Origin of the sequence: Fischerella muscicola PCC 7414 (assembly GCF_000317205.1) — a bacterium.
Taxonomy (GTDB): Bacteria; Cyanobacteriota; Cyanobacteriia; order Cyanobacteriales; family Nostocaceae; genus Fischerella; species Fischerella muscicola.
In genome coordinates this window covers 12,852-25,390 of sequence record NZ_AJLK01000196.1, presented here as the reverse complement: position 1 = coordinate 25,390, position 12,539 = coordinate 12,852, and the positions used below count along the sequence as shown (strand labels likewise).

Annotated in this window: 9 protein-coding genes and 1 pseudogene; 3 read left to right on the top strand and 7 right to left on the bottom strand. The window is 40.0% G+C overall.

The features are described 5' to 3' along the window. Positions 1-610 precede the first annotated feature (610 nt). A complete protein-coding gene (locus UYI_RS0130010) occupies positions 611-892 on the top strand; it encodes an Npun_R1517 family heterocyst differentiation transcriptional regulator (protein WP_009458549.1) in 282 nt (93 codons plus the stop codon). A gap of 758 nt (positions 893-1,650) precedes the next feature. On the opposite strand, the gene UYI_RS0130005 is transcribed toward UYI_RS0130010, so the two are convergent. The 4 genes from UYI_RS0130005 to ctpB all read right to left on the bottom strand — a co-directional run bounded on the left by UYI_RS0130005 (position 1,651) and on the right by ctpB (position 6,067). Then, positions 1,651-2,346, bottom strand: a complete 696-nt coding sequence (locus UYI_RS0130005) for a response regulator transcription factor (protein WP_016870383.1) — start codon at positions 2,344-2,346, stop codon at positions 1,651-1,653. 187 nt (positions 2,347-2,533) lie between these two features. Next, the gene (locus tag UYI_RS0130000) at positions 2,534-3,334 is read right to left on the bottom strand and encodes a GAF domain-containing protein (protein WP_373278997.1); all 801 of its coding nucleotides are present in this window, start codon (positions 3,332-3,334) and stop codon (positions 2,534-2,536) included. Positions 3,335-3,585: 251 nt separating this feature from the next. Continuing rightward, on the bottom strand, positions 3,586-4,554 hold the full coding sequence (locus UYI_RS0129995) for a glycosyltransferase (RefSeq protein ID WP_016870381.1): 969 nt from the start codon (positions 4,552-4,554) through the stop codon (positions 3,586-3,588). A 172-nt stretch (positions 4,555-4,726) separates the two neighbouring features. Further along, complete coding sequence (gene ctpB, locus UYI_RS0129990; protein WP_016870380.1) at positions 4,727-6,067, bottom strand: carboxyl-terminal processing protease CtpB; 1,341 nt, start codon at positions 6,065-6,067, stop codon at positions 4,727-4,729. A 305-nt stretch (positions 6,068-6,372) separates the two neighbouring features. Here ctpB and UYI_RS0129985 point away from each other — a divergent pair, with 305 nt between their 5' ends. Further along, positions 6,373-7,077, top strand: coding sequence for a YdcF family protein (locus UYI_RS0129985; RefSeq protein WP_016870379.1), 705 nt, complete (start codon positions 6,373-6,375; stop codon positions 7,075-7,077). A 152-nt stretch (positions 7,078-7,229) separates the two neighbouring features. On the opposite strand, the gene recJ is transcribed toward UYI_RS0129985, so the two are convergent. The 3 genes and pseudogenes from recJ to UYI_RS33730 form a co-directional block, all read right to left on the bottom strand. Then, positions 7,230-9,569 (bottom strand): single-stranded-DNA-specific exonuclease RecJ, encoded by a 2,340-nt coding sequence (gene recJ, locus UYI_RS0129980; protein WP_016870378.1) that lies wholly within the window; start codon positions 9,567-9,569, stop codon positions 7,230-7,232. 167 nt (positions 9,570-9,736) lie between these two features. Further along, positions 9,737-10,369 carry a GNAT family N-acetyltransferase gene (locus tag UYI_RS0129975; protein ID WP_016870377.1) on the bottom strand — a complete coding sequence of 211 codons (633 nt, stop codon included), beginning with the start codon at positions 10,367-10,369 and terminating at the stop codon, positions 9,737-9,739. A 183-nt stretch (positions 10,370-10,552) separates the two neighbouring features. After that, positions 10,553-11,382, bottom strand: a pseudogene (locus UYI_RS33730) (PD-(D/E)XK nuclease family protein). A 158-nt stretch (positions 11,383-11,540) separates the two neighbouring features. Between UYI_RS33730 and UYI_RS0129965 the strand changes: the two are divergent. Beyond that, the gene (locus UYI_RS0129965; protein ID WP_016870376.1) at positions 11,541-12,308 is read left to right on the top strand and encodes an N-acetylmuramoyl-L-alanine amidase; all 768 of its coding nucleotides are present in this window, start codon (positions 11,541-11,543) and stop codon (positions 12,306-12,308) included. Positions 12,309-12,539 lie beyond the last annotated feature (231 nt).

Genomic DNA, 12,539 nt, shown 5'->3' with positions numbered 1-12,539 from the left:
GCATCACTGTCAAGTTTTTCGTACATGTCCAGCCAAAGGCATTTTAAAACAGTATACTTGGCTGGAATAATTGGAACTAAGTTTATATTGTCTGTCAAAAGAAAAATTGTTACCGATGAAGAGTTTCCCTATTAATAACTTGTACGTATTCATCAACAAGAAAAATCGTACATCTAGTGATTTTACGTAAATTTTTCCCTAACAACCACAGGCTTTCATTATGTAAAATAAAATCCGGGTTTCTACTTACGTATAACCACGACTAAATCAGTAAAATCCCAAACTGTTATTGACGTAGAGATAAAGTTGATGTAAAAACCTTTAAAAAGCCACAACAAGTTCTTACAGAAACTTTATTGTATACAATCTCAAAAACTGAATAATAGTTATGGCTTGGTTCAACCACAGTATTTGCTGCAAAATCTGAGTCTTGACATTAAGAGTCGAGATAGAAACAATAGCAGGAGAAGCAAAATGAAATGCAAATTTAGTTTAAGGAAAGAAAAAGATTGATTCCAATATTTTGGATTTCAAAAAAATATAAAGAATTTTTGCGCCTAGATATAGTCCCTCACCTCTATCACCAAAAAATAAAGGAATCCTAAAAACTATGAACTCTAAAGTATTACCACGCCAAATAAATAATATTGAAGTAGGCGTTTATGAATGTGAAATCCATCTCAAATTTCGGTTGATTGAGGAAAAAAGTTTATTAGGCGATCGCGATCAACTTTTGCAGGTGTTATTAGATGCTTTACTTACTGAAGGGTCTGACGAATTTCTAGAGACTTTGCAAGCTTCTGTGAAGGCTCAGGAAATTTCAGAACTGAAAGCATCGCCACAAATGCGACGTCAATTAATGCGTTTACGTAACTCTACCGAAAATGCTTAGTTTTGTGAGCTGTAATTACCAGTAATGGTATGTCTTGTATTGGGCAGGGAATGGTGACTTTTTTGAGTTTCCCATCAGTTGATTTATTATTTTGATGAGTCTGCTCGTGTAACCCAACCCCATAGTTACAAGCTTCAGTAAAATTTTACTCTACGAAAAGGTTCTTTCTGGGCGTCTAGGGAGAGACACTATTGCTTTTACAGTAGCCTTCACCCTTTGCACTACGGATACAGACTGGGTGCCTACTAATGTGTTTGAAACTTGCTTTCTGGCAGGTTTTAAATCTTGATATTATATTTTCAGGGTATTACTAGAACCAGCACTCTTGATAAATATCTAGATATTCATACCATTTTGGATTTTGAATCGGAAAAGTTTATCTGCGTATAGATTCTGTCAATCTATATGTCACAATCATTTTTCAAATTGGTATCACACTCGATACCACTCGCAAAATTACAGAGTTCATAATCCCAAGTTTAGAATTCTGACTTCTGGATTATGCTGATTAGACAATAGAGTTGGCAAAAGAACTCATCATAATCATGTCGGGCTGATTGCTCATGATATAAAGCTTGAGCATTGGGCATCGGGCATGGTGAAAAAATAACCAATGATTACCAATTACCCACCATCAATTACCGAACCCAACGGATAATATAAGTCCTCAAGCGGACATGATATCTTTGTGTAATCTAACTTTGGATCACACAACCAAGGTAAATGATAAAATTTTCAGCGTTCATCGCCCTTGTACTTCACTTAGCCAAACCATGTTCAAGAGCAAAACGAACTAACTCGGTTCGGCTATTCGTGCCAGTTTTACTAAACAAACGGCTGACATATTTTTCAACATTGCGGACGCTGGTTTCTAAGCGACGAGCAATTTCTTTGTTCATTAAGCCTTCTGCTACCAAATTTAAAACACTTTGCTCACGGGGAGTCAAGTCGATTGTAAATGGTGGTGGAGATTGGGCGATCGCATTTCTTTGAGTCAACAGTGCTTTGATTTGGGCGATTTGATTAGCCAAATCGGCAATGTCAGGCGTCTCCCCTTCTTCAGTTGTAGTTAGAGTTTTGCTTGTCCGTCGTGCTAGCAAATTTTCGACTATTGCCACTAACTCATCAGGATCGAAAGGCTTAGGCAGATAAGCATCTACACCAGCTTGATAACCTTGGATGCGATCAGTCGTCATGCCTTTTGCGGTTAAAAATATCACAGGTAAGGCTTGAAAGCGGGGATCTTCACGTAGTTGCTTGAGAAATTGATAGCCATCTACCTGAGGCATCATAATGTCAGAGATTACCAAATCAGGTGTACTTTGTTGCATCAACTCCCAGCCTTCACGAGCGTTACTGGCAACCTGAACGTTGAAACCGCTTTCCTGTAAATAATCTTTTACTGCTTCACGCAGCCCCGGTTCATCATCTACCAGTAACAATTGTGCTGACATTTACAGTTTCCTTTCTTCGACTTTATCTCCAATTTAGCAGGCTGTTGTTAATCGTGCATAAAGGGTAATAAATCGGCTAGCCGAACTCAGAAATTCAATACCAATAAAGTTTTGGCAACAAATTTCAAGTCGGCTATTGTAGCCCAAGTATCTTACAATTTATATTCAGATAAAAGCGTAAGAGATGTCAAACTATCATCTGAAATCTAGGAAGATTGTATTTCTTGTCTTGCTGCCTAGCTGAATTTATCCAGTTTAGTGAAGCAGCCGTTAATTTCAATACTTGCTTTTTCAAGGTAGAAATATTTAATGTCAAGACTTGACTTACGCTATTAAAGCGCTCAATTTCGCTATTACAATCGCTCTGCTCAACATTTAAAACCTCTGTATCTATTATTGTGCTGATACGATGTGCAGCTAGTTGTAGCTGTTCAACATCACGCTCGGTAAATTGATGAGGCTTAAGAGTACCAACGTGCAGTACTCCTACCACACCTTGTTTAAGCGGTATTGGTATGCCAACGAGTGATTTCAAATCCTTTTGGCGCAGAATTGGGCTTACTATTTCTACCTGCGACAAGTTATTTAATATCATTGGCTTCATACTTGCGGCAATGCGACCAGCTATACCATGCCCAATAGGAATACGGATATGTTGTGCTATCTCTTCCTCAAGTCCAATAGTGGCGAATACATCCAGATTCTGTTGATCTGTAACAGGTAGTAGGAAAGTCACTGTATCTACAGACATGTACTCTTTCAACCACTCAAGTACTTTTTGAAGTGATTCATCAAGCTTAGTAGCTGTGTCGTTTTGTTTTTCACCTATAAAGACATTCCAGCCTTTATAGAAATTCGGTAAACCAGCGTCATCTTTCCAATATAACATTATAAAACTCCAGTAAATACAAAACCCGGAAATTACAGTAATATCGCTAGAAATTATAACGTTTTTATAAATTTCTGTAGGGCAACAAAATTGTTTCAATTATGAAGTTTCAATGAAATTGAGTAAATAGAAGTGATTATTTATTCCAGATTTGAGCCATTATCTTATGATAAAAAATATATTAATTCGTCAATGTTTATTCCCGTAGATAGTAGAAATATTTATTGATAATATCAATTTAGATCTTCTTTAGTCTTTACTCAACAAGAAAGGTTAATAAGTTAATAGCTAGTTAAACTGGCTAATTAGCAATTAACTATTAACTATTCACAATTTCAAATTCCACATTTTTATAGCGTCTCAATAACCTTGGCTTTTTCTGATAGTTTAGCTTCTCTTTGACCAGCACTACGCGCCCTAGCAGTAAATAAACCAATAGGAGTATTTAATAAATCTACGAGGTGAATTTTACCCGCCAAAGCCTTGATGCTATCCTTTGGTAGTTCTTTGATTAACCAGCGTGCTAGTCGATAGGTGCATTCTTTTAATGTCATGTCTCGCATTAATTCCACACCATACAATTCGTGTAAATAGCGATTTGAACGTCCATAACGCCGCCATTGGCTTTGTAATTCTTTGAGTGTGGTGCGGTGGCGATGTTGTACGATCGCCTTGGTCGCAAATTCTAAACGTCCGATATTTTCTCGTTGAATCCGCCAACAGATATCAGCATCACCACCAGTTGTCAGATAGGGACGAAATAAACCTGCTTTCTCTAATGCTTGGCGTCGAATTGCTAAGTTTGCTGTTTGACCGTAGGGAAAAAACTGATGATTGAGGGTATGCTTTTGCGATAAAGTATCTTGGTGGTCGGCAAATTGTTCTAGCAAGCTCTTGCCAGGTAGTGCTGTGATTTCACCAGCGACAATTGCCACATCATTGTTAATAAAAGGTGCAATTAATAACTCTAACCACTGTGGTTGAGGACGACAATCAGCATCGGTAAAAGCAATAATCTGCCCATTAGCGGCGCGAATGCCTGTGTTACGGGCAGCGTAGGAACTTTGAATTTGCTTTTCGCTGAGGGGACGAATTAATATAGGAGAATTTTTAGCAGTTTGTTGTAAGATTTCAAAAGTGCGATCGCTACTATTATTATCTACTAGCAAATATTCTACCAATTCTTTTGGGTAAGTTTGAGCAAATAGACAATTCATTAATTCTGGTAAATCTATTTCGCTGTTATAAATAGGAATAACCACCGATACCCTTGGCAAGAAAGCATCAGTGGTTGTTGTGTTAGCTGATTGGTGATTCATATATTTAGGATTTGGAATTAACTACTTTTTGTTGGTTGTTCGCTGATGGTTAGTTGTTGATAGTTCTTCCATAGACCTGCAAGCAGTTTCGGTGCAGGGTACAACAAACAACAAACAACAAACAACAAACAACTACCTAATTTTTAGTATTCCCAAATCCTAAACCTGAGTACTAAAGTCGTAGATTATCAGCACCAAAGTTGTTTGCTTTTTGAGAGGTTTGATTTTGCAAAGGTTGGGCAAACTGATTGTTAGAAAGAATTGTCAAAGCACGGGTATACTGAGGATCTTTGTTAGTTCCCAACAAGTCAGGGTTAGATGCTAATTGCCGCTGTTGGTCTTCTGTTAACTCTAATTTAATATCTGGTGTTATTCCCTTATGGTTAATATCTGTACCTTTGGGAGTGTAGTAATGGGCAATGGTAATTGCTACACCAGAACCATCTCCTAGTTCATGTACAGATTGGACTAAGGCTTTGCCGAAGGTTTGACTACCAACTACTATTGCTCGTTTATTATCCTTAAGTGCGCCTGTGAGGATTTCACTCGCGCTAGCTGAGTTATTATCAACCAGTACCACTAAAGGACGGTTTGTGAGGGCTGTGTGATTGGCTTTGCTCTCTTCACTACCGCCTCGACGGTCTACAGTACGGACAATTGCACCATTATCTATCCACATCCGGGCAATTTCAATACTTGCTTGCAACAGACCACCAGGATTACCCCGTAAATCAAGTACAAAGCCATCAACTTGTTTGCCATTCAAATCACGGATAGCCCGGCGCATCTGATCGGAAGCATGGGCGTTGAACTCCCGTAAACGAATATAGCCAACCCGACGCCGACCTTCTTGTTTGAGGGCATAACGTACTGTTGGAACTTCAATCGTAGCTCGTGTCAGTTTGAGGTCAAAAGCACTGCGCCCATCTCTTTCCAATCGCAAAGTCACCATTGTACCTGCTCGACCGCGAATCAGCTTGGAGGCGTCTTCAATCTTCATCTGATGGGTGGGTTTGCCATCAATAGCTACAATCTCATCCCCAGGCTTGATTCCGGCTTTGATTGCTGGCGAATTTTCTAAGGCTTCTACAACAACTAACCGCTTGCTGTTTTCATTCACCTCCATCCGAATGCCAATCCCAGAGACTTCTCCAGATGTTTGGTTGGTTAGGGCTTCAAATTGTTTAGGATCCATAAAGCGCGTGTATGGATCTCCCAGCTTTTGCAGTGCTTCCCGGATAGCGATGTAAGCTTCTTCTCGAGAAGAATAGTTTCTGCTCAATAGGCTTTGTCTGATTGTTAGCCAATTTTGGCGGTTAAAAGAACCATCCACATATTCGCGATTTACCAGTTGCCATACTTGATCAACTACCTGTTTAGGGCTATCTTGTAGTGCTGCACGAACAGAACGACACCAACCCGGCCCAAATGCAGATACTGTAGCTGTGGTGGCGATCGCTCCTCCAATTAAAGCTACTTGCAGTGGCGAGTAACGTTTTGCAGATTGTTTCATGTATATAAGCTGGAATAGTTGTGTTGGTTGACAGTTTAGCAATCAGAAGCTTTTTAGAAAGTTATTAGTTTGCTTGGCTATACTCCCTTCATCCTGTTTTCCTTTTAATTATCTTGAAAATACCGTAGTTCTTCTCAAGGACTTATCTCGCACTAGTCAACTTGCTCAGTCAGCTTACTGCATTCGTATGACACTTTCATCAGTGTCATAATTGCACTCATTATTACCTAATACCAATTATTGCTAGATGCATTAATTTTAATGATTAAAAAATATAGGTAATTTAAATTTTATATAAAGTTGCCATGAATCGTAAAGTTACGAGTAGCCATAATCTTCCCCGTAGAAATACTTTATTGAAAAAGTTGAGAGTGTTACGAAAAATTAAAATTTTGCTGAGTGTTATCCTTAGCATTTGGCTAGTGTTTACCACTATCACTTTAGTCTCCGCATCCTCCAAGCCAGTGGACACTTTTTTCGTACTTGGTGGCAGTATTCGCCGAGAAATGTACGTCGCCAAACTGACCAAACAATACCCACAAGTCAGAGTTTTAATTTCTGGAGGTTCGCCAGACGGCTGTATTTGGCTCATTTTTCAAAGGGAATTAGCTGCAATGGCAAATGTTTGGTTGGAGAAGTGCGCTAGCTCGACTTTCAGTAATTTCTACTATAGTATTCCGATTCTAGGTCGTTGGCATGTGCATAAAGTCATGTTAATCACCTCCCCTACACACCTACCACGGGCAAAATGGTTAGCACAGATTTTATTAGGCGCACACGGTATCTGGGTACAAACAGAAGTTGTACAAGAACAAGGCATTCCTGGGAATCGTGAATATTGGGCGAAAACCGGATTAGATTTGACCCGTAGTTTATTGTGGGCAGGATTAAGCCAGTTTATTCAGCCGCAATGCTCCTATGTGACAAAGTTGACAGATGTGGATATCAAAGCTTGGCAGGATCGCAGTTTTAAATGTGAACGGCAGGGGAATTTGGAGTGGGGAAGGTAGGGGAGATGGGGAGATGGGGAACTCACCGGCCCCCACTCCCCTAAGGGAGTGGGGATTAGGGGCAATGGGGAGTGTGGGGAGGTGGCGAGTGGTGAACAAGTAATCACTAACCACTAACAACCAACAACCAACAAACAACAACTAACCACTAACTAAATTGTTTGTATTGCGATCGCTTGAATTGTTGATATGGGTACTTCGGCGAAATACTGGCGCTGAAACTGTTCTTCGCGAACAGCAGCTAAAAACTTGTTGATAGCAGTTTCTGCAAGTGCAGATTCAGTGTTTGCTTGTTGGCTGATTTGCAGATAACGATCTTGTCTTTGGATTGTAAAACCTAAATATCTTAATGCCCTTAAACCCATGTGTAAACTTTGGTCACTGATGCCAAGTTTTTGCAAAAGTTGAACACGGGTAACTAGTTGATTGGTGCGGCTAAGATATTTGGCAATTCCTACCAACGTCAACCAAATTTGTTCTGGAGGTTGATGTTCTGTTTTAGACCAGGCGATCGCTAATGGTTGCTGATTGTGAAGTGATCGCCTCAACCATGCCCGTAAATCATCCCAACTGGTAGGACATTCTCTAACAAAGAGTGGGGGAGTGGGGAGAGTAGGGGGAGTGGTGATATTGCGCCAGTCTAATATTTGTATGGAGTGTGGAGTCAGTTGTGCAGATTGTTCGCTAGAACGTACGGCAATTAAGCGAATTTCATAACGTTTTTTGAAGGTATTGTAATCTAACTCCACAATGCAATCACAGCGTCCCGGTGGCAATTCATCCTTGTAGTGTCCCCACCACACACCAGGAAAAGGATTTTTGGTAGACTCATCCCGAATATCAAACTCGGCTTTAATGTAGTGGATCTTTTTGCCCTGAGAATCTTGCTGATTGCGATGCCAAGCATTTTCAAACCAACAGTTTTGAATCAGCAATTTTGGCACAGGATTACCTATGCCACATGGTTCTAAAAGTTTTAATTCTAAAAATAATTCTTTACCCAAATCCGCCACTGTCACCACCAAGTCCGCCTGTACTGTTGGTGTTAAAGTTGTACCACCCAAAGTTTGCCGTAATTGTTGGTTAATCGCCTCTGTAAATAAAGGAATATTTTCCACTGGTAGACTCAACCCCGCCGCATAGGGATGTCCACCAAAACGATGTAACAGATGGGCTTGATTTTTGACTAGTTGGTATAGATCAACGCAGTTAACTGAACGCGCAGATCCACGGGCTAGAAGAGGAGAAATAGTGTGAGGAGTGTGAGGAGTATCTTCTCCCCCTACCCCTTCGCTACTTAACAAAATAGTCGGTCGTCCTGTCTGTTGTGCGACTTGTCCTGCTACTAATCCCAAAACGCCAACAGCCCACTGAGGGTCGGCTAAAACGATAACGCTGGTAGTTGACAAGTCCATTTGACTGATCTTGTGGTTGACTTGTTGGGCAACCTCTTTTTGTAGAGACTTGCGGCGAGAGTTGGCTAATTCTGTTGCTTCCGCCAACTGGTGAACACGTACCTGATCGCGACTAGTCAGTAATTCTACGCAGAAGCTAGCATCGCCTTGAATGCGACTGACGGCATTGATACGGGGGCCAAGTCCGAAGGAAATATCTGTGGGGCGATCGCCACTTTTCTGACACAATTCCAACAATCTTCCTACCCCTGGGCGTCGTCGCTCGGCGGGTGGTAGTTTAAAATCTTCTTGCAACCGTCCAATTCCCAATTGTGCTAAATAGCGACAATCTCCGCTCAACTGCACTAAATCAGCTATTAACCCCACAGCGACTAAATCCAACAAATCTTCTAATGGCTGTTGCGGAATGTCTGGCAAAGTTTGATACAAAGCTTCTACTAGCTTGTAAGCAACTGCCACTCCAGAAAGATGAAACAATTGATGCTCACTGGACAAATATCGAGGATTAATAATCGCCGTCACAGGTGGACGTTCTGCTGGGAGAGTATGATGGTCTGTAACAATTACATCAATACCCAGTTGATTAGCATAAGTAATTTCATCAATATTTGTACTACCAGTATCACAAGTTACGATTAACTGACATCCTTGATTCGCCAACTTATCTATGCCCTGACAGTTGAGTCCGTGGGATTCTGTTAAGCGATTGGGAATGTAATAAATTAACTGCGAATTTTGGCGAAAAAACTGCCCCAAGCCATCCCATAACACAGCTGTGGAGGTAATACCGTCGGCATCAAAGTCTCCCCAAATGGCAACTCTATCACCGAATTTCCATGCCCTTTGTAAGCGTTCTACCGCCAGATGCATTTCCTGTCCAAACTCAAATGGACTCGCAGGTAAGTAAGTTTTGGGATTGACAAAAGTTGCTAATTGTGAAATATCTCGTATGCCACGTTGCCACAACAACTGTGCTGCAAATTGTCCACTAGATGTGGGTGTATACTGCTTGACAGCTTCTAAGAACCACTCAGGCGGTTGTTCAGTTGATGTCAAAATCCACTGCTGGGCATACATATAAAATTTTTATATAAAGTTCGGCTAATTGCTTACAGTATTAATTATGCTTGGTTGTTGGGCATTGGGCATGGGAAAATCATCACTATCTTAATTACCCATTACCCATTACCCATTACCAGCCTACGCAACAGTATAAGTATTAAAGCGAACATGATGTTTGATGTTTAAATTACAGAATCCTCTTGGTGTTGAGATTCGCTAATAAGGCCATTCAGGGCTACTTCATTGACGATCGCTTCAGCTTTACGAGTGCGGATAGGACGCGATCGCTTATAACCTGCCCTTTCCGCTTTTTGTCGTTCGTAATCAATTAGTCTGCCATAATGTTCATGTTTGCTTAAATTCATTGACAAGAAAATATGCTGGCGGATGTTACCAAAACCTTTGCGGCTAAAAAATTTCACTGCTGCTACGTTTTCTGGATCTGTGTCTACCAACATGAACCGCGCCCCATCTTCAATCATGCGGGCGATGACAGTATCAACCAGTTTGTCACCTACACCACGTCGTTGAAATTTTGGGCTGACTCCTAGCCAGAGAATATATCCATAAGTCCAGGATGCTTTGGTAATGATGGTTCCTAAAATAAATCCTGCAAGTTGCCCATCAATTTCTGCAACTAAACAGTATTCTGGATCGGTGTTATAAAGTCCTATCACCTCCCATTCATCCCAGCAACGATATAAATAAGGATATAAATCACTGGTAAATAGTTCTTCTCCTAAATGATAAACAGGGGCGATATCGTCAATTTCTAATTCACGGACATAAACCGCATCAAATTCTTGTGAATGCATAAAATCATATTGTTGTTTGTTGGTGAGTCCAGCCCCCCAAAAAGGCGGTCTCCGTCACGATGGGGGACTGGCGAACCCGAAGGGTTGTTGTTTGATGTTTGGTGTTGGTTGTTTGATGTTTGGGTGTCGTAACACTCAACTACCAACTACCAACCATTAACTACCAACTACTAACAATTCCTTTTATAGAGATACTTCTTGAATCTTAGCGATATTCGTGAGATTGGTGTCTAATTCCTGGAGAGGAGAGTTTACTTCTGATGTCTTTGCGGGATTAGCATAAGTACGATTACACCTTTTGGTAAAGTGACAATATTCACAAGTTTTACTACCTTCTGAAACCTGCGGAAAATCTTTTTTTGTTGGTAATCTTCCAGCCAACTGGTTAATTTACTGAGTAGTTGTTTGAGTTTTTTGGCAGTCTTTTCGTGTTGGATATAATTGTAACTAAATTTAAGACTTTGTGGTTTACCTTCAGATTGAACAAACCAATATGTCATGGAAATATTTTCTGGCAAATAATCGCTAGTCTCAGCTAATACGTACATATAAAGACGTGTCTGCCAGTTTTGTTCTAATTTGCGTTTATTGGGTAGTTTGGGATAAGTTTTCCAGTCGAAAATTTGTGCTTGCTGGTTATCTGCAATTAGTAAATCATAGACAACTGTGAGTAAATAATTTTGGACTTGTAAGGTGCGGTAATGTTCGCTTTCTCGAAAAGTTTGATTATTACTAATAGGTGTTAAAATGTCCGATGCCGCATTCGTAAAAGCTGTCATCCAACTTTGCAATTGGGCATCTGTTTGCAAAAAACTATCAATAGGTAAGCCCATTTCTCGCTGTTGCATTAGCAAGTGAAAGCGACTCCCTAAAGTCTGGTGTTCTTCCCGTTCTATCTCGGTGGGAGAATAAAGTTGTTCTAAATAGGTGTGTTGAAACTGCCGTGGACAACGTTCTAGCAGGTTGAGTTGTCCTTGCGAAAGTCGCAATAGTTGAGTTTGAGTGGATAGCATTCTTTTAGATTAGCCTTGATTGTAAAACAGCGATCGCTTCACCTCAATTCATCGGATTTGTAACTTTAGATTTATTTTATGTCAAATATGATACAGTGTTGCTATAGTGCTTGGTAAGTAGTAAATACTTAAGCAAGCAAAAAGCTGGGAATATAAAAATGAAATTTGGAATTGATATAGGACATAATTGTCCTCCAGATACAGGTGCAGTCGGAGTCGAAAAAGAAGATAAATTAACGAAAGCGGTTGGCACATTTTTGATGCAAAAGTTGGCAGCCGCGGGTCATAGTGTGATTAATTGCACTCCTACAACAGCCGTAACTGTGGGAGAGTCACTCAGAAAACGAGTCGAAAAAGCTAATAGCAACAATGTAGATGTCTTTGTCTCCATACATTTTAATGCATTTAATGGGCAAGCGAATGGCACAGAGGTTTTTGCTATTAGTAATACGTCTAAAGCTATAGCTAGGTCTGTTCTCAACGAAATTGTCAAACTCGGATTTAAAAATAAGGGAGTCAAAAGCACCCCGTTTTTTGTGATTAAAAATACCTCTATGCCGGCTATTTTAGTAGAGTGTTGTTTTTGTGATTCCAAAGCAGACATGGATCGCTTCAATGCTGAAAAAATGGCTGAAGCAATCAAGGATGGATTAATTGGAGATACAGACACAGATGAACCAAAACCTGCTGAAGGAAAAAAATATCTTTTGAAAATTTCTCAAAAAACAGTATTGAAACCTTCTACAGAACAATCATCTGAGATACCAAAAGAAGCTTTAGTAGATATTGAACCTGGAGAATATCCTATTTTAGATTTCAGATACGAAGAAAAACACTACTGGGTGAAGTGGGTTGATAAAAGTAAGGCTGAGCGAGATGAGCATTTTATTTTTGATGCATATGGAAAGGTTGTAGAAGAAGGTTAGTATGATTTATTTTCCTAAATAATTAGCTATATTTAGGCTATTTCATAACTCAGCCAGGCTGCTCAGGATAAGTTTTTCATTGACTGAGCCGCTATTTTGTTCTGTAAGCAATTCGCAAACACTATTTTTCGTTTGCGTCTCAAAAGTGCATAAGCTGATTTAGTTTACACCAATAGGAATATAGAAGGATTGTTCGCCAAGTAAAATTTTCATCTAGCGGATGATTGGACT